The sequence below is a fragment of the Burkholderia sp. Bp9140 genome (assembly GCF_003853425.1).
Classification (GTDB): Bacteria; Pseudomonadota; Gammaproteobacteria; order Burkholderiales; family Burkholderiaceae; genus Burkholderia.
The window spans coordinates 24262-49189 of the sequence record NZ_QTPQ01000007.1; the positions used below are offsets into that span (position 1 = coordinate 24262).

Annotated in this window: 20 protein-coding genes and 2 pseudogenes; 11 read left to right on the forward strand and 11 right to left on the reverse strand. The window is 68.4% G+C overall.

Going from position 1 to position 24928, the window contains the following annotated elements; all coding sequences use genetic code 11:
- Nucleotides 1–97 precede the first annotated feature (97 nt).
- The gene (locus tag DIE21_RS07900; RefSeq protein ID WP_124497168.1) at nt 98–1675 is read right to left on the reverse strand and encodes an aldehyde dehydrogenase (NADP(+)); all 1578 of its coding nucleotides are present in this window, start codon (nt 1673–1675) and stop codon (nt 98–100) included.
- 252 nt (nt 1676–1927) lie between these two features.
- Between DIE21_RS07900 and DIE21_RS07905 the strand changes: the two genes are divergently transcribed.
- The gene (locus DIE21_RS07905) at nt 1928–3319 is read left to right on the forward strand and encodes an MFS transporter (RefSeq protein ID WP_124497169.1); all 1392 of its coding nucleotides are present in this window, start codon (nt 1928–1930) and stop codon (nt 3317–3319) included.
- 62 nt (nt 3320–3381) lie between these two features.
- Here DIE21_RS07905 and DIE21_RS07910 read toward each other — a convergent pair whose 3' ends face one another.
- Together DIE21_RS07910 and DIE21_RS07915 are read right to left on the reverse strand one after the other, a co-directional pair.
- Nucleotides 3382–4107 (reverse strand): site-2 protease family protein, encoded by a 726-nt coding sequence (locus DIE21_RS07910; protein ID WP_124497170.1) that lies wholly within the window; start codon nt 4105–4107, stop codon nt 3382–3384.
- Nucleotides 4104–5066, reverse strand: a complete 963-nt coding sequence (locus DIE21_RS07915) for a DUF2167 domain-containing protein (protein ID WP_124497171.1) — start codon at nt 5064–5066, stop codon at nt 4104–4106. The genes DIE21_RS07910 and DIE21_RS07915 overlap by 4 nt, the downstream gene beginning before the upstream one ends.
- A gap of 327 nt (nt 5067–5393) precedes the next feature.
- Between DIE21_RS07915 and DIE21_RS07920 the strand changes: the two are divergent.
- Both DIE21_RS07920 and DIE21_RS07925 read left to right on the forward strand, forming a co-directional pair.
- Nucleotides 5394–5594 (forward strand): annotated as a pseudogene (locus DIE21_RS07920) (transcriptional regulator); the annotation flags it as partial.
- Nucleotides 5595–6146: 552 nt separating this feature from the next.
- Nucleotides 6147–7874, forward strand: a complete 1728-nt coding sequence (locus DIE21_RS07925) for a YadA family autotransporter adhesin (RefSeq protein ID WP_124497172.1) — start codon at nt 6147–6149, stop codon at nt 7872–7874.
- 106 nt (nt 7875–7980) lie between these two features.
- Here the strand turns inward: DIE21_RS07925 and DIE21_RS07930 are convergent, their stop codons facing one another.
- From DIE21_RS07930 to DIE21_RS07955, 6 genes are read right to left on the reverse strand one after another with little or no spacing between them, the layout of a single operon-like run.
- Entirely contained in the window at nt 7981–9192 is a 1212-nt protein-coding gene (locus tag DIE21_RS07930) for an acyl-CoA dehydrogenase family protein (protein ID WP_124497173.1), read from the reverse strand.
- Entirely contained in the window at nt 9189–10046 is an 858-nt protein-coding gene (locus DIE21_RS07935; RefSeq protein WP_124497174.1) for a hypothetical protein, read from the reverse strand. Before DIE21_RS07935 ends, DIE21_RS07930 begins: the two co-directional genes overlap by 4 nt.
- A 54-nt stretch (nt 10047–10100) precedes the next feature.
- On the reverse strand, nt 10101–10757 hold the full coding sequence (locus DIE21_RS07940) for a methionine ABC transporter permease (RefSeq protein WP_124497175.1): 657 nt from the start codon (nt 10755–10757) through the stop codon (nt 10101–10103).
- Nucleotides 10750–11928: a methionine ABC transporter ATP-binding protein gene (locus DIE21_RS07945; RefSeq protein WP_124497176.1), complete on the reverse strand. Its 1179-nt coding sequence runs from the start codon at nt 11926–11928 to the stop codon at nt 10750–10752. Before DIE21_RS07945 ends, DIE21_RS07940 begins: the two co-directional genes overlap by 8 nt.
- Before the next feature lie 12 nt (nt 11929–11940).
- A complete protein-coding gene (locus DIE21_RS07950) occupies nt 11941–13362 on the reverse strand; it encodes an LLM class flavin-dependent oxidoreductase (RefSeq protein ID WP_124497177.1) in 1422 nt (473 codons plus the stop codon).
- A 10-nt stretch (nt 13363–13372) separates the two neighbouring features.
- A complete protein-coding gene (locus DIE21_RS07955; RefSeq protein WP_124497178.1) occupies nt 13373–14233 on the reverse strand; it encodes a MetQ/NlpA family ABC transporter substrate-binding protein in 861 nt (286 codons plus the stop codon).
- Between the two features lie 420 nt (nt 14234–14653).
- Between DIE21_RS07955 and DIE21_RS07960 the strand changes: the two genes are divergently transcribed.
- The 7 genes and pseudogenes from DIE21_RS07960 to DIE21_RS07985 all read left to right on the forward strand — a co-directional run bounded on the left by DIE21_RS07960 (nt 14654) and on the right by DIE21_RS07985 (nt 21669).
- On the forward strand, nt 14654–16018 hold the full coding sequence (locus DIE21_RS07960; RefSeq protein ID WP_124497179.1) for a 2-hydroxycarboxylate transporter family protein: 1365 nt from the start codon (nt 14654–14656) through the stop codon (nt 16016–16018).
- A 145-nt stretch (nt 16019–16163) separates the two neighbouring features.
- Entirely contained in the window at nt 16164–18059 is a 1896-nt protein-coding gene (locus tag DIE21_RS07965) for an ATP-binding protein (RefSeq protein ID WP_124497180.1), read from the forward strand.
- On the forward strand, nt 18049–19410 hold the full coding sequence (locus DIE21_RS07970; RefSeq protein WP_124497181.1) for a sigma-54 dependent transcriptional regulator: 1362 nt from the start codon (nt 18049–18051) through the stop codon (nt 19408–19410). Before DIE21_RS07965 ends, DIE21_RS07970 begins: the two co-directional genes overlap by 11 nt.
- A 25-nt stretch (nt 19411–19435) precedes the next feature.
- Nucleotides 19436–19777 carry a DUF3579 domain-containing protein gene (locus DIE21_RS07975; protein ID WP_124497182.1) on the forward strand — a complete coding sequence of 114 codons (342 nt, stop codon included), beginning with the start codon at nt 19436–19438 and terminating at the stop codon, nt 19775–19777.
- Between the two features lie 110 nt (nt 19778–19887).
- Nucleotides 19888–20037, forward strand: a pseudogene (locus DIE21_RS37675) (IS5/IS1182 family transposase); the annotation flags it as partial.
- A 265-nt stretch (nt 20038–20302) separates the two neighbouring features.
- Nucleotides 20303–20632, forward strand: a complete 330-nt coding sequence (locus tag DIE21_RS07980; protein ID WP_311767437.1) for a DUF6616 family protein — start codon at nt 20303–20305, stop codon at nt 20630–20632.
- A 185-nt stretch (nt 20633–20817) separates the two neighbouring features.
- Nucleotides 20818–21669, forward strand: coding sequence for an alpha/beta fold hydrolase (locus DIE21_RS07985; protein WP_124497184.1), 852 nt, complete (start codon nt 20818–20820; stop codon nt 21667–21669).
- Nucleotides 21670–21763: 94 nt separating this feature from the next.
- On the opposite strand, the gene DIE21_RS07990 is transcribed toward DIE21_RS07985, so the two are convergent.
- Nucleotides 21764–22204 carry a PACE efflux transporter gene (locus DIE21_RS07990; protein ID WP_124497185.1) on the reverse strand — a complete coding sequence of 147 codons (441 nt, stop codon included), beginning with the start codon at nt 22202–22204 and terminating at the stop codon, nt 21764–21766.
- A gap of 98 nt (nt 22205–22302) precedes the next feature.
- On the opposite strand from DIE21_RS07990, the gene DIE21_RS07995 reads away from it, so the two are divergent.
- On the forward strand, nt 22303–23193 hold the full coding sequence (locus DIE21_RS07995) for a LysR family transcriptional regulator (protein ID WP_124497186.1): 891 nt from the start codon (nt 22303–22305) through the stop codon (nt 23191–23193).
- A gap of 192 nt (nt 23194–23385) precedes the next feature.
- On the opposite strand, the gene opcM is transcribed toward DIE21_RS07995, so the two are convergent.
- A complete protein-coding gene (gene opcM / locus DIE21_RS08000; RefSeq protein WP_124497187.1) occupies nt 23386–24927 on the reverse strand; it encodes a multidrug efflux transporter outer membrane subunit OpcM in 1542 nt (513 codons plus the stop codon).
- Nucleotide 24928: the final 1 nt, after the last annotated feature.

Sequence of the window (24928 nt, forward strand, 5' to 3'; positions counted from 1 at the left end):
GAAAAAGGCGGAGGCGCCCGTGGGCACCGTCCGCCGCCATGTTTCAACGCGCCGGAACGCGCCCCTCCCGGGACGCGCCTTCAGCCGTTTCGCATCCTCACTCCGCCTTTCCGTCCCGCAGCCGCGGAATGTCGAGCGGATTGCTCTCCTGCAGCCCTTCGGGCAGCAGGTCGTCCGGGAAGTCCTGGTAGCACACGGGCCGCAGGAAACGCTCGATCGCCGTCGCGCCGACCGACGTGACGGCCGGGTTCGACGTCGCCGGGAACGGGCCGCCGTGCACCATCGCGTCGCACACCTCGACGCCGGTCGGGTAGCCGTTGACGAGCAGGCGCCCGGCCTTGCGTTCGAGGATCGGCAGCAGCCGGCGAGCGAGCGGCTTGTCGTCGGCGTCCATCTGCAGGGTGGCCGTCAACTGGCCCTCCAGCGCGTCGAGCACGCGCGAGACTTCGTCGAGATCGCGGCAGCGCACGATCAGCGATGCCGGCCCGAATACCTCGTGGCTGAACGCCGGCTCGGCCAGGAACGCCTGCGCGGCGACTTCGTACAGCGCGCCGCCTGCCTGGCATTCGGTCTGCGCCGCCTCGCCCGCGCCGACTTCACGCACGCCCGGCAGTTCGGCCAGCTTGCCGCGGCCGTTGCGATACGCGTCGGCGATGCCGCGCGTCAGCATCACGCCGGCCGGCTTCTTCGCGAGCGCCTGCGCGGCGACGGACTCGAAGCGGTCGAGATCGGGACCGTCGATCGCCAGCACGAGGCCCGGGTTCGTACAGAACTGGCCGGTGCCGAGCGTCAGCGAATCGACGAAGCCGGTCGCGATCGCGTCGCCGCGCGCGGCCAGCGCGGCCGGGAACAGCACGACCGGGTTGATGCTGCTCATTTCCGCATAGACGGGAATCGGCTGCGGACGCGCGTTCGCGAGCTGCACGAGCGCCATGCCGCCCTGCCGCGACCCGGTGAAGCCGACGGCCTGGATCGCCGGATGGCTGACGAGCGCCGCGCCGATCACGCGGCCGGGGCCGATCAGCAGCGAGAACACGCCGGCCGGCATCCCGCATTTGGCCACCGCCGCACGAATCGCGCGACCGACCAGCTCGGACGTGCCGAGGTGCGCCTCGTGGGCCTTCACGATCACCGGGCAGCCGGCCGCCAGTGCCGACGCGGTATCGCCGCCGGCCACCGAGAACGCGAGCGGGAAGTTGCTCGCGCCGAACACGACGACGGGCCCGAGCCCGACCTTCTGCAGCCGCAGGTCCGCGCGCGGCAGCGGCGTGCGCGCGGGCTGCGCGGGATCGATCGACGCGGCGAGGAAGCGCCCGTCGCGCACGACGCGCGCGAACAGCCGGAGCTGGCCGACGGTGCGGCCTCGCTCGCCCTGCAGCCGCGCGACGGGCAGGCCCGTTTCGGCGTGCGCGCGCTCGATCAGCGCGTCGCCGAGCGCGACGATTTCATCGGCGATCGCTTCGAGAAACGCCGCGCGGGCCGCGAGCGGCTGCGCGCGGTACACGTCGAAGGCATCGCGCGCGAGTTCGCACGCGCGCTCGACGTCGGCCTGCGTCGCGACGCCGAACGCCGGCGCATCGATCGGCGCGCCCTTCGACGGGTCGAACGCGCGCAAGGTACCGGCCGAGCCGGCCACCGCTTCGGCGCCGATCAGCATCTCTCCTGTCAATTGCATGGGGTGTGCTCCGTGGTTCGTTCGGGAATGGTCCATCCATTGTATCTCAACAGATACGATGTCTGCCGACAGCATTGCATCATTCTCGCCGCCTGCGATGGCGCCGACGATACACCCGAAAGCCTTGTCAGGCCAGAAAAAGCACGACTGTCCATACTGTGACGACGATCTTCAAAGGGAAAACCCGAGGTTCCTGAATCCGGACATTGTCAATAAACTTTCAGCTATGTCATATGACGACGTACATTTAAAGTGAACAATCAGACCTCTCCCCGCGATCTTCCGATCGATCTCGCCGGCAGCGCGCGCCGCACCGCCGTGCGCTACTGGATCCTGGCGATGCTGTTCGTCGTCACGACACTCAACTATGCGGACCGCGCGACGCTGTCGATCACCGGCACGCCGATCCGCAAGGCCTTCGGCATCGATCCGGTGACGATGGGCTACATCTTCTCGGCGTTCAGCTGGGCGTACGTGCTCGCGCAATTGCCGAGCGGCTGGCTGCTCGACCGCTTCGGCGCGCGCCGCGTGTATGCGACCAGCATCTTCCTGTGGTCGGCGTTCACGCTGCTGCAAAGCACGATCGGCCTCGGCGGCAGCGCCGCGTTCGCGGTGACCGCGCTGTTCGTGATGCGCTTCGCGGTCGGCATCGCCGAGGCGCCCGCGTTTCCCGCGAACGCGAAGGTCGTCGCGAGCTGGTTCCCGACCGCCGAGCGCGGCACGGCGTCGGCGATCTTCAACGCCGCGCAGTATTTCGCGGCGGTGGTGTTCTCGCCGCTGATGGCGTGGCTCACGCATGCGTACGGCTGGCACCACGTGTACCTGTGGCTCGGCCTCGCCGGCATCGCGCTCGCGTTCCTGTGGCTGCGCGTGATGAAGGATCCGGTCGACCATCCGGCGGTGAACCGCGCGGAACTCGAGCATATCGCGCAAGGCGGCGGCCTCGTGCGCACGACGGGCCGGCCGGCCGGGACGCGCGGCAACGGCGCCGTGTCCGAAAGCAGCCGCGTCGCGGGCTGGTACTACGTGCGCCAGCTGCTGTCGAACCGGATGCTGCTCGGCGTCTATCTCGGCCAGTACTGCGTGAACGTGCTCACGTACTTCTTCCTCACGTGGTTCCCGATCTACCTCGTGCAGGCGCGCGGGATGTCGCTGCTGAAGGCCGGCTTCATGACGTCGCTGCCGGCGATCTGCGGGTTTCTCGGCGGCGTGCTCGGCGGAATGCTGTCGGACACGCTGATCCGTCGCGGCGTGTCGCTGACGCGCGCGCGCAAGATCCCGATCGTCGGCGGGATGCTGCTGTCGATGGTGATCATCGGCTGCAACTACGTCGACAGCGAAGTGCTGGTGATCGTGCTGATGGCCGTGTCGTTCTTCGGCAAGGGCATCGGCTCGCTCGGCTGGGCCGTCGTCGCGGACACCGCGCCGAAGGAGGCGATCGGCCTGTCGGGCAGCCTGTTCAACATGTTCGGCAACACGGCCGGCATCGTCGCGCCGATCGCGATCGGCTACCTGGTCGGCGCGAGTGGCTCGTTCAACGGCGCGCTCGTGTTCGTCGGCCTGAACGCACTCGTCACCGTGTTCAGCTATCTGGTGATCGTGAAGGACATCAAGCGCGTCGAGCTGCGTCATCGCGACGCGTGAGCTTCGGCAGGACTCGAAGGATGACGACGGCGGCCGCGCGCAAGCGGCCGCCGTTTTTTTCGTCAGGCCGCCGCATGCGCGACGCGCAGCATGTCGTGCACGCCGGACGTCATCAGCGCGAGAAACGCGAGCAGGCCGACGTAGCAGAGCGCGTAGGTCGTCTTCGTCTCGACCGACGTCGCGTAGTACGCGCGGTTTTCCGGCGCATCGGGATCGTAGCGCCATGCGCGCTTCAGCTGTGGCAGCGCGAGGATCGCCATCACGATCAGCAGCGGGCTCGGCCGGTACGCGAACAGCGCGATCAGCACGGGCACGCCCGCGAACCAGATGCGCGGCGACAGCACCGCGGTGATGCGCCCGCCGTCGAACGGCGACAGCGGAATCATGTTGAAAAGATTCAGGAAGAAACCCGTGTAGGCGAGCGCGAGCAGCAGGTTGCTGTCGTCGTGCCGCGCGGCCGCGTAGCAGGCCAGCGCGCCGAGCGTGCCGACGAACGGCCCGGCCAGCCCGACGTACGCCTCGGTTTCGGCGTCGTGCGGCATCTCCTTCAGCTGGATCCACGCGCCGACGAACGGGATGAACGTCGGCAGCCCGACGTCGAGCCCGCGCCGCTGCGCGGCCAGGTAGTGGCCGGCTTCGTGCACGAACAGCAGCGCGACGAAGCCGGCCGCGAAGCGCCAGCCGTAGAACAGCGCGTAGACCGCGATCGACGCGAGCATGGTGCCCGCCGACACGAGCACCTTGCCGAGCTTCAGGCCGCCGAAGATCAGCAGCAGCAGCTTCGTCATTCTTTACGCTCCGCGCCGGACACCTCGGCAGCGTCGGCGGCGTTGGCAACGGCCGGCGCGGCCGCCAGCTTCGGCTTGCGCCCGAAGAAGCGCTTCAGCCCCGCGCCGGCAGCGAGCAGCGCGAGCGCGCCGATCTTGAAGAACTTCACGGCGAACGCGCCGATCAGCGCGAGCAGGCCGAGCTTCTTCGCGCCGACGCCGACGATCAGCGCCGCGAGACCGTACTCGGCGACGTGGTCGGTCGACTGGTTGAAATCGGCGTAGCGCTTGCCGTCGTTGAAGCGGATGTTCGCGAGCAGGTCGTCGGCCGATGCCTTGTACTTCGGCAGATCGGCGAGCGTCGACGCCATCGTCAGCGACAGGTAGCCGTCGCGGCCGAGCACGAGCGTCCGGTAGTTCACGCCGTCGTTCTCCGCGTTCGCGGCCGCGCCCTTGTCACGGATGATCGCGGACCACACGAGCCGGTGCGTGGCGGCGTCGTACGCGGGCGCCCGCGCCCAGCCGACCACCTCGGTTTCGGGCAGGCCGCGCTCCTTGCGCGCCGGGTTGTTCTCCTCGGTGCCGGCCTGCAGGCTCTTCAGCAGTTCGTCGGGTTTCCAGTCCTTCGCGTCGTCGTCGCGGATGTAGCCGCTCGGCTCGAACGACACGACCGAAATCCAGTCGGCGTCCGGATCCTCGGGCAGCACGAGGCCGACCAGCTTCGATTCGTCGATCGAGTTGCCCATCGAGCGCAGGTAGCGGCCGGCTTCCGCGGCGGGCACGAACGATTCGCCCGCCTTCAGCTTCAGCACGGCTTCGTGCTTGACGTCGATATCGGCCGGCCCGTTCACGACGGCCTTGTTGGCGGCCGCGGCGGCGGCCCTCATTTCGACCTGCGCGGCTTCGGTTTGCGCGTGGCCGCTGGTCGCGGCGAGTGCGAGCATCGCCACGCAGGCGACGCGGACGGCGAGTTTTTTCATTATTGAATTCCCCTGGAATGCCTTGTTGTGAACGTGCGCGGCATCCGGCCCGGGCGTTGTGGTCGCGGGTCCGCTGCCGCCTCTCAGGTGGCACGGAATCCATGGTAACGCACCGTCGGGGAGCGTCAGGGAACGAAATACGAGGGTGGAAGGGAGCCTCGGGTGGCAGCCGGCGGAATCGGCGACGCACGCCGCGCCGGCATGCCTACCTCGCAGGTCATGCCCGGCGCGCGCAGGATTGCCGATCATCGTGACCATGAACTCGACCGCCGCCCTCCATTCGCTCCCCCGTCCGCCGGCCGCGCGGCCGGCATCGGCCCGCTGCTGCGCACCGACCATGCGGACATCGCGGTGCCGCTGTGGCTGCGCACGGCGGCCGGCGAACTGACGTTCTTCCGCACGACGACGGTATGCGGCACGCCGGTCGACGTCACGCTGTCGGAGCTGGCGATCGAGGCGTTTTTCCCGGCGAATCCGGAGACGGTCGACGCGATGCGGGCGCTGGCGGACGCGTTGCCGGCGCAGTGACGCACGGGCGACCGTGAGCGGCGGTTGCCGGCACCCGTTGGTCCCAACATGTGAGACTGCGGATCGTGCACGGACATGCAACATCCGCTCGTGCATGAATTGCCGGCCATGAGAACGCCGACACGCGTTACCCGAGCCTTCCCTCTCCCGCCTGCCGCCGCGCGATAATCGGCGACCTGCGCGCCACCACCCCGCGATACCCGCCGCTTCATCACGCCGCTCGCCGAACGAATTTCTCCCGAAACATAGCGTTCAGACGCCGCAGCAAACATAGGTGCGGCCCGCGCCAATCAAAATGCATCGTCGCGAGTCGAGCTGCGGAGCCGGGAAGTTCCACCGTGGCCGTGACAGAAGCACGCGGCGGCGTCGTTTGCCTTTTCCCATCGCCCGATATCGTCGAATGTCGAATTTCGTTAGTAGACCTTTCATTCCGTCATCAGCCAAAACCGACGACCGTCATGAAGCTGACATGGATGAATCGATGCGATCGGGCGATTACGGGAGCGGCACGCGAGCCGCAACACAACATTCATATCGAGCCTGGGAAAACAAATGAGCAAGAATCAACGAGGGTTGGGCAATTCGGCACGACGCGCACCGAGGAAGTCGAAGGCAGCGCTTGCCGTCACGGTCAGCGCAGCCATGGTCGCATTCGCTGCTTCCGCACCCGCGCGCGCCGACTATGTGCAGAACGGCACGTCGACCGAAACGTCGGCAGGCTGCGTCGGCAACATCGCCATTTCGGGAAGCGGCACGTATCCGGCCACGGCAACCGGCTGCGACAACGTCGCGATCGGCACGGCGGCAGCCGCGAATTCGGGCTCGTCGACCGGCGCCTATAGCGAAACCGTCGCGATCGGCCGCATGGCGGCCGCGACGGGTACGCTCGCGACGGCCGTCGGCGGCAATGCGGTGGCCACCGGCGATCAGGCGACCGCAATCGGGGCGGTCTCGAGTGCAGTCGGAACCCAGGCGACGGCGGTCGGTAACGGCGCCATCGCAAACGGCGCCACGGCGTCGGCATTCGGTCAGGCTGCATTCGCGGTCGATCAGTCGACGGCGGTCGGCCAAGGTGCGAGCGCCACCGCGACATTCTCGACCGCCGTGGGCAAGGGCAGCATCGCAGCGGGCGGTACAGCGCTCGGCTTCCAGGCCAACGCCGGCGCGGCCGATTCGGTCGCGCTCGGTGTCGACAGCTCGGCGTCCGCTACCGGCAGCGTCGCCATTGCGCGCGCGACGGCCTCCGCCGTGAACGCGGTCGCCCTCGGCGAGGGTGCGAACGCCGCCGACGCGAATTCCGTCGCGCTCGGTTCGAACGCAACCACGCGCGCCTTTACCTCCGTCAGCAGCGTGGCGCTCAACGGCGTGACCTACAGCGGCTTCGCGGGCACGCCGGTCGGCGTGGTGAGCGTGGGCAGCGCCGGTGCCGAGCGGCAGATCGTCAACGTCGCGGCCGGCGCGATCAGTGCGACGAGCACGGACGCGGTAAACGGCTCGCAGCTCTTCTCGATCGCCAATCAGGTGTCGACGCTGACGGCGGACCTGGCCAACCTCACGACGACCGTCGGCAAGATTTCGTCGAGCGTCCCGAGCGGCACCGTGACGGACCCGACGGACACCGCGATCGGCACGAACACGTCGGTCACCGCGACGAACGGCACCGCGGTCGGCAATGGCTCGAACGTGTCGGGCGACAACGGTACGGGCGTCGGCGTGAATTCGACCGTCACGGCGACCAACGGCACGGCCATCGGCACGAATTCGAAAGTCACCGCGGCAAACGGAACGGCGATCGGCACCGGCTCGAACGTGTCCGGCACGGACTCGACCGCGATCGGCACGAACAGCCGGGCAACGGCGAACAACGCGGTGGCGCTGGGTGCGAATTCGGTTGCCGACCGGGACAACACGGTGTCGATCGGCTCGCCCGGCGCCGAGCGTCAGCTGACCAACGTGGCGGACGGTACCGCGCCGACGGATGGCGTGAACGTGCGCCAGTTGAACGGTGCGATCAACTCCGTCCGCGAGGAAATGTCGAAGTACCGCAAGGACGCGAATGCGGGCACGGCGAGCGCGATCGCGATGGCGAACCTGCCGCAGGCCGTGCTGCCCGGCGAGAAGGTCGTCGCGCTCGGCGGCGGCACGTACGGCGGTCAAAGCGCGATGGCGGTCGGCTTGTCCGTCGCAACGACGAAATGGCTCGTCAAAGGCTCGATCACGACGGCGGTGTCGGGCCACGGCTCGTTCGGCGCCGGCGCGGGCGTCGGCTACCGCTGGTAATCCGCCTGTAGCGGCAACGCGCCAGGGAGCGGCCTCCTGGCGCGGAAAATCGGCCATCGGCGCCGCGGCGCCGATGGCGTGACGACTTGATCGTCCAGGGCCGCCGTCATGTATAGAGCGACGCCTGCGGCAATTCCCCCGTCAGCGCAAACCGGCCGACGTCGCGCAGCCGATAGTCGAGCGGATCGTGCAGCGTATGCGTGCGCGCGTTGCGCCAGAAGCGGTCGAGGCCGAGCGATGCGGCCGTCGCGCGCGCGCCGCACGCATCGAACAGCGCCTCGCCGTTGTCGAGCGCCGCGCGCTGCGCGACGATCTTCGCGTCCGACACAACGAGCGCCACTTCGGCACGTTCGTCGGCCGTCAGCGCTTCGCGCCGCGTCCATGCGCGCTGCAGCTCGACAGCCGCGCGGTCGGCCAGCGACGCCGCCGCGACCGCCTGTACGCGCATGTCACCGAAGCGCTGCAGCGTATAGGGATCGTCGCTCGCCTGCGCGACACCCGAGTGGATCCACGGCCGGCCGTGCTTCAGCACGTAGTCGCGCGCCTCGGCCAGCGCGCCTTGCGCAAGCCCGACGAACAGGTTCGTCAGCACGAGCTGAGACACCAGCGTGCGCAGCGTCGCGCGCGGCGTCGGCGGCGTCTCCGACCGGTGCAGCACTTCATCCGGCGCGAGCGTCACACCGTCGAAGCGCACGCCGCCGCTGTCGGTCTGGCGCTGGCCGATCGGATCCCAGTCCTCGTCGACCGTGATCCCGTCACGATCGGTCGGCACCACGCCGAACACGGCGCGCCCCGATTCCGGATCGTGCGCGGACACGGTCATCCGCTGCGAGCCGCGCGTGCCCGAGCAGAAGCCCTTCACGCCGTCGAGCCGATAGCCGCCGTCCGGCGTCGCGGTTGCCACCAGCCGCGTGTCGAGCGGGTTGACCGCATTGCCCCACCACCAGCGATGCTCGACCGTACCGCGCAGATAGCGTTCGCGCTGTGCCGCGCTGCCCCACACGTCGACGCTCACCACCTGCAGGATCTGGAACCCGACGAGATGCGCGAGCGCGCTGTCGACGCGCGCGATCCGCCGGATCGTGTCGTAGATCGCCGGCCATGCGGCTTCCTGCCCGCCGAATTCGCGCGGCACGGCAAGCGTCAGCAGGCCCGCATCGGCGAGCCACTGCTTCTCGCCGGCCGCGTGACCGCCCGCGCGATCGCGTGCAACGGCCGTTGCACGCAGTGCGTCGATCGTGCGCGCCAGCGCATCGGCGTCGATCGCAAGTGCATCGGTATCCGGCGCAAACGTCGCCGGTCCGCGTGGATCGTTCATGCAACGGCTTCCTGTGCAAGGGTTTCGTGCGCAACGACTTCGTGCGACAGCGGCACCAGCGCATCGAGCCGGCGGCCGGTCAGCCGCGACAGGATCTCGCGCCGCCAGTCGTCGTAGATCGCGCGGTATTCCGCGATATCCGCGCCGAACACGTGCGCGGTATGCGCGTATTCGTCATGCAGGTAACCGTCGAGCCGGATCTGGGTTTCCTCGTCGGCCGCGATCACGCGGTCGATCAGCGCGTCGCGCTCGGCGGCCGGCAGCGCGTTCAACCTGTCGAACCACCACTGGACGATCTGCACGCGATGCCACTCCTCGTCCGGGCGGATGCGGTTCTCGCCGTGCTCGCGCATCGCGCCATCCGCGATGCGGCCGGTCTTGCGCTGGATCCACAGCTTCGCGAGGATGTGCAGCTCGTAATGCCATTCGAACGCGAGGAAGCCCGCGACGTCGCGCACCGCGATGTCGCCGATGCGCGCCCAGTGCGCGGCGACGAGCCGCTCGACTTCCGGCAGCGGATCGCGGCCCGTCAGTTCGGTCACGCGCTCGCGGCCGATCACCGCGTGCGCGCCGTCGTCGCCGAGCTGGCGCGACAGGATCAGCTGGAAATGCGGATCGTCGCGGAACACCGTGTCGATCGCCTTCGCGACGACCTGCACGATGAACAGGTCGTGCGATGCCATCTTCGTGTAGTAGTCCGCAACGGCGGCGCGCTCGTCTTCGCCGCGCGGCTCGCGCGGCGGCGTCGCGAGTTTGTCGGGAAAGCCGGGGCGATGGCGTCGCGCGACGTCCAGAAACAGCGCTTCCTCGAATTGTCCGTTCCATTCGCGCGGCGCGCGGAGGGGCAAGGTCATGGGTATCGTTCTCTCAGGATCTTCAATGAAAAGAGCCGGCGCTCGTGGCGCCGCTCAGGTACGCCGGGTCACGTGTCGGACCAGGCGGTCGCCCGTGATTTGCACGGCCGAAACGAGTGCGATCAGGATCACGATCACGGTCGCCATCACGGTGGTGTCGAAGCGCTGGTAGCCGTAACGGATCGCCAGATCGCCGAGCCCGCCCGCACCGACGGCGCCCGCCATCGCGGTCGAGCCGATCAGCGCGACGACGGTGATCGTGAAGCCGCCGAGCATGCCGGGCAGCGCCTCCGGCAGCAGCACGTGCCATACGATGTGGCGGCGTTTCGCGCCCATCGCGAGCGCGGCCTCGATCAGCCCGCGATCGACTTCGCGCAGGCTCACTTCGGCAATCCGCGCGAAGAACGGGATCGCGGCGATCGACAGCGGCACGACGGCCGCCCACACGCCGATCGTCGTGCCGATCAGCACGCGCGTGAACGGCAGCAGCGCGACGAGCAGGATGATGAACGGCGTCGAGCGGAACACGTTGACGAGCGCGCCGAGCACGGCGTTCACGCCGCGCCGCTCGTAGATGCCGCCGGGTGCGGTGGTCACGAGGATCACCGCGAGCGGGACCCCGATCAACGCCGCAACCGCGGCCGACGCGGCGACCATCGACAGCGTGTCGCGAATCGCGTCGAGCAGTTCGGGCCACCAGAGCTCAAACATAGCCGAGCACCTCCGCGTGGTTCGCATGCCGGCGCGCGCGTTCGAGCAACGCGGCGACCGCGCCGCCTCGCGCCAGCGACAGCCCGGGTTCATTCGCGCGCGGCGACGCAGCGATCACGAGGCGCCCCTGCGCATGCCCCTGGATCCGCTCGATCCCGCCATGCAGGAATCGCACCGAGCCGCCGAGCGCCGCCGCGAGCGCGCCGACGTCCGGCTCGCCGCCGCTTTCGCCCGTATAGCGGACATCGAGCACGACCTGGGCGCCGTCGGGCAGCGCGGCCAGCTCGGGCAACGGCTGCACGCGCGCGGCCAGTTCGGCCGGCAGGTCGTGCACGAGCGTGCTGAGCAGCGCGCGCGTCGCGCCGTGGCGCGGATCGCCGAACACGCGCCACACCGGGCCCGTTTCGACGACCTCGCCCTGCTCGATCACCGCGACCGTGTCGCACACCGCGCGGATCACTTCCATCTCGTGCGTGATCAGCACGATCGTCAGCCCGAGGCGGCGGTTGATGTCGGCGAGCAACGTGAGGATCGACTGCGTCGTCTCGGGATCGAGCGCCGACGTCGCCTCGTCGCACAGCAGCACCTCGGGATCGTGCACGAGCGCGCGGGCAATGCCGACGCGCTGCTTCTGCCCGCCCGACAGGCTCGCCGGATACGCGTCGCGTTTCGCGGCGAGCCCGACGAGTTCGAGCAGCGCCTCGACCTTGCGCACGCGCTCGGCCTTCGGCACGCCGGCGATCTTCAGCGGCAGTGCGACGTTCTCGAACACCGTCTTCGCCGACAGCAGGTTGAAATGCTGGAACACCATCCCGGTGCGGCGGCGCAGTGCGACGAGCCCGCCTTCGTCGAGCGCGCCGACGTCGACGCCCTGCACCCGGACGCTGCCCGAACTCGGGCGCTCGAGCCCGTTCACGAGCCGCAGCAGCGTCGACTTGCCGGCGCCGCTGCGGCCGATGATCCCGAACACCTCGCCGCGCCGCACATCGAGCGTCACGTCGCGCAGCGCGGCGGCCTGGCCGCGCGGCGTCGCGAATACCTTGCCGACGTGTGCGAACGACACGGCGGCGCCGGCGGCCGGCGCGGCCGCTTCGTCAAGTGCCTCCGCACCGGCGCCGGCCCGCACGACCGATGCCTCGATGAAACCCAGCGTATCGAACAGTTGCGTCATCGCTTCGCTCCGTCACGTTGCATGCGCGGGATGCGCGGGTTCCGTTGCCGGCACGGCGGCCGGCCGGTGCTGCGCGCCCGTATGCCAGGCCGGCAGCCGCGCACCGGCGCCGAACAGCTTCTCGCGCAGCGTCGGCGCGGGATCGTAGTCTTCCTTGTAGACGCCGCGGTTCTGCAGTTCGGGCACGACCCAGTCGACGAAATCCTCGAACGACTCGGGCATCACCGTGCGCGTCAGGTTGAAGCCGTCGATGCCCGTCTCGTCGATCCACGACTGCAACTCGTCCGCAACCTGCGACGGCGAGCCGACGATCGGCGCATAGCGGCCGCCGAGCGACATCTGTTCGAGCATCCGGCGCACGGTCCACGTGCCGGTCGCGCTCTTGCGCGAGATCGCGTCGACCGCCGACTGGATCGAATCGGTCTTCACGTAAGAGATCGGCTCGTCGAGGCCGTACTTCGCGAAGTCGATGCCGGTCGAGCTCGCGAAATGCGCGAGGCCGGCTTCCGGGCTCGCATGGCGCCGGTATTCGTCGAACTTCTCGCGCGCGAGCCGTTCGGTCTCGGCGGTCACGACGCTCACGCCGGCGAAGATCCTGATCGATGCCGGGTCGCGCCCCAGCCGTGCGGCGGCCGCGCGGATATCGAGCACGGCCGCGCGCGCGGCGGCCTTGCTCTGCCCGTTCACGAACACGCACTCCGCATGCCGCCCCGCGAACTCGACGCCGCGCGCGGACGAGCCGGCCTGGTACAGCACCGGCGTGCGCTGCAGCGACGGCTCGCTCAGGTGGATCGCGTCGACCGAATAGAACGGCCCGTCGTGCTTCACGCGCCGCACCTTGCCGGGCTGCGCGAACACGCGCGCCTGCGCGTCGCGGATCACCGCGTCGTCGTCCCAACTCTGTTCCCACAGCTTGTAGACGACATCCATGTAGTCGTCCGCGCGTTCGTAGCGGTCGTCGTGGCCGATCTGCCGCGCGAGGCCCATTCCGCGCGCGGCGCTGTCGAGATAGCCGGTCACGATGTTCCAGCCGACGCGCCCCTTCGTCAGGTGATCGAGCGTCGACATGCGGCGCGCGAACAGGTACGGCGGTTCGTAGGTCAGGTTCGCGGTCACGCCGAAGCCGAGATGCCGCGTGACCTGCGCCATCGCGGGCACGAGCAGCAGCGGATCGTTGACGGGCACCTGCACCGATTCGCGCAGCGCGGCGTCCGGGCCGCCGCCGAACACGTCGTACACGCCGACGATGTCCGCGAGAAAGATCCCGTCGAACTTGCCGCGTTCGAGCGTCTTCGCGAGATCGGCCCAGTAGTCGAGATCGGTGTAGTGCGCGGAGCGGTCGCGCGGATGCGTCCACAGCCCGTGGTTGATGTGCCCGACGCAATTCATGTTGAACGCGTTGAGCAGGATCTTCTTGCGGTTGGCCGTCGTCATGTCGCCCCCGTCACCACGCGATCGCGTACAGCGAGCCGAACGCGTTGTCGAGCGCCTTGCGCACCGCGGGCGAATGCTGGTAGATCGCGATGAACTTGCGGATGCGCGTATCGTTCACGCTCTCGGGGCGCACGACCCACTGGATCGCGAAGTTCTTGTTCTCGGTGCCGTCGAACAGCAGCGCGCTGTTCGGGTCGGTCGTGCCGGCGAGCTTGATGAAGCTCGGATAGCCCTGCGCGAGATCGACGTCGTCGAGCGAGCGCGCGAGCTGCGACGCCTCGAGCGCGATGATCTTCAGGTGCTTCGGGTTGGACACGATGTCGCGCGTCGTCGCGCGATAGTCGGCGCCCGGCTTCAGCGTGATCAGCCCCGCGCGCTGCAGCAGCAACAGCCCGCGCCCGCCGTTCACCGGATCGTTCGCGATCGCCACGCGCGCGCCGTCCTTCAGCTCGTCGAAGCGCTTCACCTTCTTCGAATAGAGGCCGATCTTCATGATCGTGCCCGGTGCGATCGACACGAAGTCGTAGCCGCCCTGCTTCTTCGCGTTCTCGAGAAACGGGATGTGCTGGAAGTAGTTGACGTCGATATCCTTGTTCGCGAGCGCCGCGTTCGGCGTATTCCAGTCGGTGAACTCGACGATCCGCACATCGAGGCCCTGTTCCTTCGCCTCCTTCGCGGCGATCTTCAGTGCCTCGATCTGCGGGCTCGTCGAGAGGCCGACCTTCAGCGGCGCGGTGTCGGCACGCGCGCCGTCCGCAAGCGCGACGCCGAGCGACACCGCCAACAGCGCGGCCGCCAGCAGGCGGGCCGGCCGGATGAGCCGTGCGATGCGGCCGGAGCAAAAGCGGGCGGAAAAAACGGCATGCGGCATGGGAACCACTCTCCTGTCCAAAGACGGTATCGACGGATGAGCGACGCCGCGGCGAACGCGCGGGCGTTCTCCGGACAGTCGTCGCATCGGAAAAGGATCAGCCGATGATAGAGAGCGGCGGGAGGGTGGTCTACGAAGCGATTGTGCGAAGAAAATCGCGCGCGGCGATATGGCGCGCGATCAGGGCCGGCCAAGCATCCGGCCGGCTGCGTGGCCGAGATCTCGGCCTCCGCGCCGGGCGGATTCCGAAATCTCGGCCAGCCCGCGGTGGCAGCCCTTTCAACAGACGAAACAAATCCCTTATGAATCAATGAACTAAGAATATTCCGGCCGGCCAGGATTCCTGGCACGGGGGTTGCGTAATAGACGGCACACGATGCCGCGAAGCAATGCAGGCATTCCAACATCAGGAGACACGTCTTGCAGACCTCTATCGATACCCAATCCCGTCCGGAGGCAATTGCCGAAGCCGGTCCCGCCACGCGCGAACGCTTCTGGCCGGAAGGCTGGTGGAAGCTGATGGAAATCCGCATCGGCATCATCCCGCTGCCGGTCTACGTGATCCTGTTCGGCCTGATCGTCGGTTTCGCGGTCACGGGCAAGGTGCCCGGCGAAATCTCGATGGCGATCGCCGTGCTCGCGTTCTTCGGCTTCACGTGCGCGGAACTCGGCAAGCGCCTGCCGCTGCTGCGCAACATCGGCGCGGCCGCGATCTTCGCGACCTTCGTGCCGTCGGCGCTCACCTACTACCACGTGCTGCCGAAGCCGGTGCTGAACCTGACGGTCGAGTTCACGAAGTCGACGAACTTCCTGTACCTGTTCATCGCGTCGATCATCGTCGGCAGCATCCTGAGCATGGACCGGCGCGTGCTGATCCAGGGCTTCGTGAAGATCTTCATCCCGCTCGCCGCCGGTTCGGTCGCGGCCGCGATCGTCGGCACGGCGGTCGGCACCGCGCTCGGCCTCGGCGCGCGCCACACGCTGCTGTACATCGTCGTGCCGATCATGGCGGGCGGTGTCGGCGAAGGCGCGATTCCGCTGTCGATCGGCTATTCGGAACTGATGCACCTGCCGCAGGGCGAGATGTTCGCGATGGTGCTGCCGCCGGTGATGCTCGGCAGCCTGACCGCGATCATCCTGTCGGGTGCGCTCGACATGATCGGCAAGCGCCTGCCGCACCTGACCGGCAACGGTCGCCTGCAGGTCGGCGAATCGGGCGACATGACGCCCGAGAACGAGGAAATCCGCGGCCACGTCGACGTCACGCACATCGCGGGCGCCGGCATCACGGCGATCACGCTGTACCTCGTCGGCCTGATGGCCCACAAGCTGTTCGGCCTGCCCGCGCCGGTCGCGATGCTGTTCCTCGCGGTGCTGGTGAAGCTCGCGCGCGCGGTGTCGCCGCCGCTGCAGGAAGGCGCGTTCGTCGTCTACAAGTTCTTCTCGACCGCCGTCACGTATCCGCTGCTGTTCGCGATCGGCGTCGCGATGACGCCGTGGGACAAGCTGACCGCCGCCTTCACGATCGTCAACGTCGTCACGATCGTGTCGACCGTCGCGACGCTGATGGGCACCGGTTTCGTGGTCGGCCGCCTGCTGAAGATGTACCCTATCGACACCGCAATCGTGAACGCCTGCCACAGCGGGCAAGGCGGCACCGGCGACGTCGCGATCCTGACCGCCGCGAACCGGATGCAGCTGATGCCGTTCGCGCAGATCGCGACCCGCATCGGCGGCGCGATCGTCGTCACGGTGACGCTGATCCTGGTCGCGCACTTCGGATAAGGCGCGGCCGCGCGCACCGTCGCGCAGGCTGCTTCGCACGCGCCGCCGCCGGCCCTGCCGGCGCGCGGCGCGCGTCGTTCCGGCGTGGTGATTGCGGAGGGCCGGTGGCGGAGGGCCGGTTGCGGACGACCGGTGGCGGGCTTCGATGAGGGCGAACGTGCAGAAGAGCTTCAAGGGAATCCCGTGGTGGGGCTGGGCGTCGGCCGCCGTGCTGTATGTCGGCGTGGCGGGCGCGGCCGTCGATTTCGCGTGGGAACGCGCGATCGACGCGCTCGAGGAAACCGGCGCGCACCGGCTCGACCTGTATGCGTCGAGCCTGAAGAGCGAGCTCGGCCGCTTCGAGATCCTGCCCGGCCTGGTCGCCCGCCAGGACGGCGTGCGCGCGCTGCTGAAGGCCGCGCCGCAGGACCGGCCCGCGCTCGCGCACACGGTGAACACCTATCTCGAGGCCGTGAACCGCGACGCGGGCAGCGGTGCCGTCGACGTGATCGACCTGCGCGGCGAAGTGATCGCCGCCAGCAACTGGAACGAGACGATCAGCTTCGTCGGCACCAACGTGTCGTACCGGCCGTACTTCAAGGATGCCTTGGCACACGGCAGCGGCCGCTTCTTCGGGATCGGCACCAACACCGGCGTGCCTGGCGTCTACTTCGCGAGTGCGGTGCGCGACGACGGCGTGCCGATCGGCGCGGCGGCCGTGAAGATCAGCGTCGACCCGCTCGAGTCCGCATGGCGTGCGCCGGGCGTCGCCGCGATGGTGGTCGACGGCAACGGCGTGGTCGTGATCTCGACCGAGCCGGCGTGGAAATTCACCGCGCTGCGCCCGATCACCGCGCAGCAGCAGCGCGACATCCAGGCGTCGCGGCAATACGCGGGCCGCACGGTCGACGTGCTGCCGTACCGCCACATCGGCGACCGCAGCGCCGCGGCGTGGTTCGGCACGTTCCCCGATGCGCATCACGCCGGCCGCAACACGCGCTATCTCGTGATGTCGCGTCCCGCCCCGCAGGCCGGCGATTCGCTGATGGTGCTGCTCGACATCGCCAGCGCGCGCCGCCAGCAGCAGACCGCGTTCGTGTTCGTCACCGGCGCGTTCCTGATCGCCGCGCTGCTGGTCGGCTACGCGATCCAGCGCCGCCGGGCGATCGTCGCGCGGCTGAACGCGCAGGACGCGCTGCGTCGCGCGAACGACCGGCTCGAGCTGACCGTCGCGCAGCGCACCGCCGCGCTGACGGCCGCGAACGAGCGGATGCAGCGCGAGATCGTCGAACGCGAACGCACCGAGCAGCGGCTGCGCGATTCGCAGCAGGAAGTCGTGCACGCAGGCAAGCTCGCGGTGCTCGGGCAGATGGCCGCCGGCCTCACGCACGAGCTGAACCAGCCGCTCGTCGCGATCCGCACGCTGTGCGACAACGCGCGCACGTTCTTCGAGCGCGGCCAGCCGGCACCGGCATACGCCAATCTCGAACGGATCGGCAAGCTGGTCGACAGCATGGCCGTGCTCACCGGCGAACTGAAGACCTTCGCGCGCAAGCCCGACGTCGAGCGCGTCGCCGTGTCGCTGAACGAGGCCGTCGCGCATGCGCGGCTCATCTACGAGGCGCGGATCCGCGACGAAGGCGTGCAGCTCGACGTGAACATCGCGCCGGGCACGACGGTGTCCGCCGAATCGAGCCAGTTGCAGCAGGTGATCGTGAACCTGCTCGGCAACGCGCTCGACGCGGTGCACGACGCGCCCGTGCGGCGCATCGTCATCGAAGCGGCCAAAGCCGACGATGCGCACGAAGCCGGCCGCGTGCACTTCACCATCGCCGACAGCGGCGCCGGCATCGCGCCCGAGGTGCTGCCGCACCTGTTCGAGCCGTTCGTCACCACCAAGCCGCGCGGCCAGGGCCTCGGGCTCGGCCTCGCGATCACGTCGCGCATCGTCGAGGCGTTCGGCGCGAAGATCGCCGCGACGAACCGTGACGCAGGCGGCGCGCAGTTCACAATCGAATTCGCGGCGGCGACGCCGCAACCAAGGACAGAGCATGGAAGATGAGATTCGCGTGCTGGTCGTCGAGGACGATGAGAACGTCCGGATCGGCGTCGAGCAGGCCGTCGCGCTCGCCGGGTTCCCGGTCGACGCATTCGCGTCCGCCGCCGACGCGCTCACGCACGTCGCGCCCGGCGCGCCCATCGTGATCGTGTCGGACGTGCGGATGCCGGGCATCGACGGGCTGCAGCTGCTCGAACGCGTGATGGCCGTCGATGCGCAGATCCCGGTCGTGCTGATCAGCGGCCATGCCGACATTTCGACGGCCGTCGGCGCGATGCAGGACGGCGCGTACGACTTCATCGAGAAGCCGTTTTCGTCGGACGTGATCGCCGGCCGCGTCGCGCGTGCGGTCGAGAAGCGCCGGCTCACGCTCGAGGTGCAGGGGCTGCGCGCGGCGCTCGACAACTGGCAGGGCATCGAGGCGTTCGTGCTCGGCAAGTCGCCCGCGATGGCCGACGTGCGCAAGAAGATCCTGCGTCTCGCCGATACCTCGGTGTCGGTGCTGATCACCGGCGAGACGGGCACCGGCAAGGAGCTGATCGCGCGCAGCCTGCACGACTTCGGCGGCCGGCGCGACGCGCATTTCGTCGCGCTGAACTGCGGCGGCCTGCCCGAGCAGGTGTTCGAGAGCGAGCTGTTCGGCCATGAGGCCGGCGCGTTCACCGGCGCGATCAAGAAGCGCATCGGCAAGATCGAATGGGCGCACGGCGGCACGCTGTTCCTCGACGAGATCGAGACGATGCCGATTCCGCTGCAGATCAAGATGCTGCGCGTGCTGCAGGAGCGCGTGGTCGAGCGGCTCGGCGCGAACGAGCTGATTCCGGTCGACTGCCGCGTCGTCGCCGCGTCGAAGGCCGATCTCGCCGAACTCGCGGCCGACGGGCGCTTCCGCGCGGACTTGCTGTATCGGCTCAACGTCGCGCAGATCGAGCTGCCGCCGCTGCGCGAACGGCGCGAGGACGTGCCGCTGCTGTTCGAGCATTTCGTGCTCGCGGCCGCGCGGCGCTTCGGGCAGCCGGCGCCGATCGTCACGGCTGCGCAGGTATCCGAACTGATGACGCATGCGTGGCCCGGCAACGTGCGCGAACTGCAGAACGTGGCCGACCGCTTCGTGCTCGGCCTGACCGGCGACAGCCTGCTGTCGTCCGGCGGCGCGCCCGCGGCGGGCGGCACGCTCGCGGAGCAGCTCGCGTATTTCGAGCGGATGCTGATCGAGGACATGCTGCGGCGTCACAACGGCAACGTGGCGGAAGCAAGCGTTGCGCTCGGCATGCCGAAGAAGACGCTCTATCACAAGCTGCGCAACCTGCGGATTCCCGCGCGCGGCGACGCGGCGGCCGACGGCGGCGAATGACGCGAACGAGGATACGCACCCCAGCATGGATCGCATCGACATTGCCGAACATGGCCGCCTCATTGGCCAACCCCGCGGCCACCTGATCCGCGGCATCACGCGCGCGCAGAAGACTTTCCGCCCCAGCGACTGGCCCGAGCGGCTCGCCGGCGTCATCACGCTGTTCGTCGGCGAGCGGCGGCCCGGCTATCCGTGCGCGCTGTCGCGGCTCGCGATGCCGGTCGTCGACGGCGGCGTCAAATGCCTGTTCGTGTCGGACGAATTGCGCGACGTGTGCGCGGACGCGTTCGACTTCGCGATGCAGTTCGCGGCCGACAACGATCTTGCCGTCGAGCTTCAGAGCACGCCGGCGCTGGTGGTGCGGTAGCGGGCGGGTAGCGCTCGGCGGCTTAGAAAGTCTAACCAAATGAGTGGCGGGGGCTGTTAACCCGCCGCACGCCCTGTTAGCTTCGTCGTTGTTTCGCTGATGAGGAGGTCATCGCAAAACCGATACTCGATGGCGAATTTTGGTCACTGATCCAACCGCTGCCGCCACCGCCGAAGCCACGCCGGACGCGATACCCGGGACGCAAGCCGCTCGACGATCGCGCCGTGCCGATCGGGTCCTATTCGTGCTGCAGTCCGGCATCGCCTGGGAGATGCTTCGGCAGGCCGTGGCGTGCCTCACGGCAGTGGCCTCGGCAAGACCCCGTGGGTCCTGGAGCATCCGTTCGCATATTTGATCAGCACAGCCGGTGGATCGGCAGCTTGTTTGCCAACCTGACATCAAAAGAGCGTGAGCAACTTGCCACGTTGCTGGTGAAAGTCTCGGGCAACACGGGCGTCCAAACCGATACCGAGCTAACGGGGCGTCGGCAACGCAATTGATGGGGAGCTCCGCACGTCGCATTACCTGGTAGAACTTTATTCGCCCTCGCCTGCCTGGGAGATTTTGTCTGACGATAACCGTCGTGTATTCATTGACGGCATTGCCAAAGGCATGACTGAACTCGGTACGCTAGGTATCGAGATGCTGACGTTGAGCGAAATCGACCCCGACGTCCCGCGCTCTACGTATCATCGTTTCGTCGGCATCTGGCGCTTCCCTAACGCGACCGCTCGGGACGCTTTGCTCCAGGGCATCCACGATAGCGGATGGTATCGCTACTTCCATCACGTCAATGCCGCAACGCGGACAGGCGAGCTAGGTGAGCATCTGCATGCGTTGGCGAGCTATCGCTAGGATCTCGAGCTCCGCGTCTGCCATGTAGGCCACGCCATGCGCGGCTGCCGCCCCCACGCTCCGACAGGGGTTTCCGGTGCAGCCATCAATAAAATTGATCGTCACGATGAAAATTATGCGTTTTCCTTGCAGCTTGCCGTGAGGCATAGTTGCGACGTGATGACGCACCCATTGAGTTTTCAGTCATGAACATGCGAATCGAGCCGTCAGTGCTCGCGAACCCCGACCTGCAATTTGCGACGCTTTCGTCAGGCATCAGCCTGCCGTATGTCGAGCGGGGCAGCGGCGCGCCGATGGTGTTCGTGCACGGCTCGCTGTGCGACTACCGTTACTGGGATCCGCAACTCGCGTCGCTGTCGGCGCACTACCGCTGCATCGCGCCGAGCCTGAGCCACTACTGGCCGGCCGTCGAAGCCGGCATCCAGGACGAGTTCAGCTGGCAGAACCACGTCGACGAGCTCGCCGAATTCATCGATGCGCTCGATCTCGGCCCCGTGCATCTCGTCGGCCATTCGCGTGGCGGCAGCGTCGCGTTCAACGTCGCGCGCCAGCATCCGCAGCTCGTCGACACGCTCACGCTCGCCGATCCGGGCGGCCCGCTTCAACAGCCCGGCGTGCGCGAAGCCGCGCTGCCGGCCGCCGCGATCGCACTGCGCACGAAGGCCGTGAACCTGATCGGGCAAGGCGAAGTGGAAACCGGCCTCGAGATGTTCGTCGACTCGGTGAGCCTGCCCGGCGCGTGGAAGAAGAGCACGTCGCGCTTTCGCACGATGGCGATCGACAATGCGAGCACGCTGCCGAAGCAGCTGCGCGATCCGCTGCCCGCCTATTCGCAGCACACGGCGTCGGATATCGCATGCCGCACGCTGCTGATCGACGGCCAGCGCAGCCCGAAGATGTTCCGCAACAACGTCGACACGCTGTCGCAGTGGATCGGCGATGCACAACGGCAGACCGTCGCCGGTGCGTCGCACGGAATGAACGCGGCGAGCCCCGCGGTGTTCAACCGTTACGTGCACGAGTTCGTCGCCGCGTAACGTTCGCGGGCGGCATGCGTTCCGCCCGTTACTCCCCTTCTCTTTCAAAGCGAAGCGATGCGGGCGATCCCGCATCGCTTCGTTTTCCTATTCGTTACGCGGCCGGTCCGGGCTTGCGCGTCACCGCATCCGGCAACCCGAACACGCTGTCGAACGACCAGTTGTACGCGAACGTGAAGATCGGGAAGAACACGATCAGCACCGCGTCGTACAGGAACGCCTGCAGCAGCGACACGTCGAGCCACCACGCGATCAGCGGGATCAGGAACGTCACGAGCGCGACCTGGAATCCGATCGCGTGCACGACACGCCGCCCGACGGTGCGCGTGGTCTCCGCACGCCGCCGCTCCCACGCCTCGAACCCGACGTTGTAGAAAAAATTGACGATGACGCCCGTCGTCGAGATTATCACGCCGAGCAGGCCGCTCGCCGTCGCGCTCGCGCCACTCAGCATGCCGAGCACCGACGACGCGACGAGGATGCCGAGCACCTCGAACATCACGACGTAGACTATGCGCCTCTTCCATCCTTGCATGACCTGCCACCTTCGTATCGAACAAGGTGGCGAGACTACAGCGGGCCCTTCGCCCGCAAAAGTCAGATCCTTTCAATTTTTCTGACAGGAGGCCGCACGTGCTGACCAGCGACCACATCGACATGCTGCTGACCGTCATCGACAAAGGCTCGTTCTCGGCAGCCGCGCGTGCACTGGGCCGCACGCCGTCGGCCGTCAGCATGGCGATCGCGAACCTCGAGGCCGAACTCGACCTCGTGCTGTTCGATCGCGGCACGCGCGAGCCGACGCCGACCGCCGCGATGGCCGCGCTGCTGCCCGACGCGCGATCGATCGCCGAACGGCTGCAGGCGCTGCGCGCGCATGCGCAGCATCTGTCGGAAGGCGTCGAGGACACGCTGCGGCTCGGTCTCGCGGCCGAGCTCGACGGCGCACCCGTTGCGCGCGCGCTGACGGCCGTGGCCGCGAAGTATCCGGCGCTCGCGATCAGCATCGTCACCGCGCCGCAGGACGCGATCGTCGACGCCCTGCATCGCGGCGCCGTCGATCTCTGCGTCGCGTACGGCGGGCTCGATCTTCATCCGCAGGAACAGATCCACGCGCTGTGGACCGAGACGCTGATTGCCGTCGCCGCGCCCGGTCATCCGTCGATCGCCGAAGCCGCGCAGCCCGAGGCGATCGAGCGGTTGTCGGGGTTCCGGCAGATCGTGATCGCCGATCCCGGGCGACCGCTCACCGACGTGCGCCCGGTGATCGGCAACCGCACGTGGAAGGTGACCGACATGGCGACCGCGATCGCGCTCGTGAAGGCCGGGCATGGCTGGGCGAATTTTCCCGAATCGCTGATCGGCCGGCATGTCGCCGCCGGCGAGCTCGCGCCGCTCGTGTTCGCGAACATCCGCAACGGGCTGCCACTGCCCGTCTACCTGCGCCGGCCGAAGCACACGGGGCTCGGCAAGGCGGCCGGCGAACTGGTGCGGGCGCTGCGGGCTGAAGGCCACCTAGCTTGATCGGGCGTGCGGCGGGACACGGCCGCACGCTCCGCCCGCCGGTGCCGGGCGAGTTTGACCGTTAGTTGCGATATCAGCTCGACGCACCATGAAAAAACCCCGGTCACGCAGGCCTGAGCCTGCATGCCGGGGTTCTTCGATTCGCGGCCGACGGCCGGGCAACGAATTGCCCGAATCGCCCGCCGCTCACGCTCAGCGCGCAGCCACCTCTGCCTTGCCGGTCGCCGCGTCGCCAACCGCAGCCGGCGCCGGCGCCGGCCCCCACCCGCCGCCCAGCGCCCGGATCAGGTTGACCGTCGATACGGCCTGCGCACCGGTCAGCTGGTTCGCCTGCAATTGCGACTGCAGCACCGACCGCTCGCTGTCGATCACGTCGAGATAGGCCACTTCGCCTTCCTGATACTGCGTACGCGACAGCGTCGCCGCACGGCGCGACGCATTGACCGCCGCATCCTGCGCGCGAATCTGGTCGTCGAGCAGGCGCAGATCGGCGAGGTTGTCCTCGACCTCGCGGAACGCGACGAGCACCTGCTGCCGGTAGTTCGCGACCTGCTCGTCGTACTGCGCGCGCGCCTGCTGCACGCCGGCCGCACGCCGCCCGCCGTCGAACAGCGGCAGCGTCAGCGCGGTGCCGGCGAACGGCCCGAGCAGGAACGTGCGGCTCGACCACAGGAACAGGTTGCCGAGCGTCGACGCCTCATACCCGAACGCGCCCGTGATATCGAGCTTCGGGAAGTACGCCGACTTCGCGAGACCGATCCGCGCATTCGCGGCCGCCATCGCGCGCTCGGCCGCCGACACGTCCGGGCGGCGTTCGAGCAGCGCGGACGGCAGGCCCGCGGGGATCTTCGCCGCGACCGGCACGATCGGCGTCTCCTTGAACGCGAAGTCCGCGGGCGCCTTGCCGAGCAGGATCGCGAGCGCATGCTCGGACGCCGCGCGCCGGCGCGCGACGCCGACCGCATCGGCCTGCGCGCTCGCCAGTTCGTTCTTCGCGCGCGACACGTCGAGCTCGCTGATGTCGCCTTCGTTGAAGCGGCGCTGCACGAGCTTCAGCGCCTGGTCGCGCAGTTCGACCGTGCGGCGGTACAGGTCCTGGTCCGAGTCGAGCTGGCGCAGTTCGAAGTAGTTCTGCGCGACGTCCGCCTGCAGCGCGAGCTGCACCGAGCGGAACAGCGCTTCGCTCTGCGCTTGGTCGGCACGCGACGCCTCGACGTTGCGGCCGACGCGGCCGAACAGGTCGGCCTCGTAGGACACCGTGCCCTGCGCGCGCCACAGCGTCGCGTTGGTCGGGCCCGTGCCCTGCGGCTGGAACTGCGACGCCGACGACAGCCCCTCGCGCGTCGGCCCGAACCCGGCGCCGATTTGCGGGAACCACTGCGAGCGCGCGGTGCGGGTCGCCGCACGCGCTTCCTCGACACGTGCGGCCGCGGCCTTCAGGTTCTGGTTCGCGGCGAGTGCCTGCGCTTCGAGCGCGTCGAGCACCGGATCGCCGAACACCTTCCACCATTCGCCGCGATGCTCGCCGTCCGCCGGTTCGGCGGTCTTCCACGTGCCGGCCTGTTCGCCGGCCGCGAGCGTCGGCGCTTCCTTGAACGCCGCGGGTGTCGACACATCCGGGCGCTTGTAGTCGGGCCCCACCGCGCACGCGGCGAGCAGCGTCGCGAGCAGGGTGCTCGCGGCCGCCACCTTCGCGAAGCGCATCAGGCCATTCGAGTTGTGCATGTTGTCCATC

What these genes read in the sequence shown, in the direction of transcription:
- opcM (WP_124497187.1), bottom strand. Translation starts at nt 24,927, where the DNA reads ATGGACAACATGCACAACTCGAATGGCCTGATGCGCTTCGCGAAGGTG.
- DIE21_RS07950 (WP_124497177.1), bottom strand. Translation starts at nt 13,362, where the DNA reads ATGACGACGGCCAACCGCAAGAAGATCCTGCTCAACGCGTTCAACATG.
- DIE21_RS07990 (WP_124497185.1), bottom strand. Translation starts at nt 22,204, where the DNA reads ATGCAAGGATGGAAGAGGCGCATAGTCTACGTCGTGATGTTCGAGGTG.
- DIE21_RS07915 (WP_124497171.1), bottom strand. Translation starts at nt 5,066, where the DNA reads ATGAAAAAACTCGCCGTCCGCGTCGCCTGCGTGGCGATGCTCGCACTC.
- DIE21_RS07985 (WP_124497184.1), top strand. Translation starts at nt 20,818, where the DNA reads ATGAACATGCGAATCGAGCCGTCAGTGCTCGCGAACCCCGACCTGCAA.
- DIE21_RS07965 (WP_124497180.1), top strand. Translation starts at nt 16,164, where the DNA reads ATGAGGGCGAACGTGCAGAAGAGCTTCAAGGGAATCCCGTGGTGGGGC.
- DIE21_RS07975 (WP_124497182.1), top strand. Translation starts at nt 19,436, where the DNA reads ATGGATCGCATCGACATTGCCGAACATGGCCGCCTCATTGGCCAACCC.
- DIE21_RS07970 (WP_124497181.1), top strand. Translation starts at nt 18,049, where the DNA reads ATGGAAGATGAGATTCGCGTGCTGGTCGTCGAGGACGATGAGAACGTC.
- DIE21_RS07940 (WP_124497175.1), bottom strand. Translation starts at nt 10,757, where the DNA reads ATGTTTGAGCTCTGGTGGCCCGAACTGCTCGACGCGATTCGCGACACG.
- DIE21_RS07945 (WP_124497176.1), bottom strand. Translation starts at nt 11,928, where the DNA reads ATGACGCAACTGTTCGATACGCTGGGTTTCATCGAGGCATCGGTCGTG.
- DIE21_RS07925 (WP_124497172.1), top strand. Translation starts at nt 6,147, where the DNA reads ATGAGCAAGAATCAACGAGGGTTGGGCAATTCGGCACGACGCGCACCG.
- DIE21_RS07900 (WP_124497168.1), bottom strand. Translation starts at nt 1,675, where the DNA reads ATGCAATTGACAGGAGAGATGCTGATCGGCGCCGAAGCGGTGGCCGGC.
- DIE21_RS07955 (WP_124497178.1), bottom strand. Translation starts at nt 14,233, where the DNA reads ATGCCGCATGCCGTTTTTTCCGCCCGCTTTTGCTCCGGCCGCATCGCA.
- DIE21_RS07935 (WP_124497174.1), bottom strand. Translation starts at nt 10,046, where the DNA reads ATGACCTTGCCCCTCCGCGCGCCGCGCGAATGGAACGGACAATTCGAG.
- DIE21_RS07930 (WP_124497173.1), bottom strand. Translation starts at nt 9,192, where the DNA reads ATGAACGATCCACGCGGACCGGCGACGTTTGCGCCGGATACCGATGCA.
- DIE21_RS07910 (WP_124497170.1), bottom strand. Translation starts at nt 4,107, where the DNA reads ATGACGAAGCTGCTGCTGCTGATCTTCGGCGGCCTGAAGCTCGGCAAG.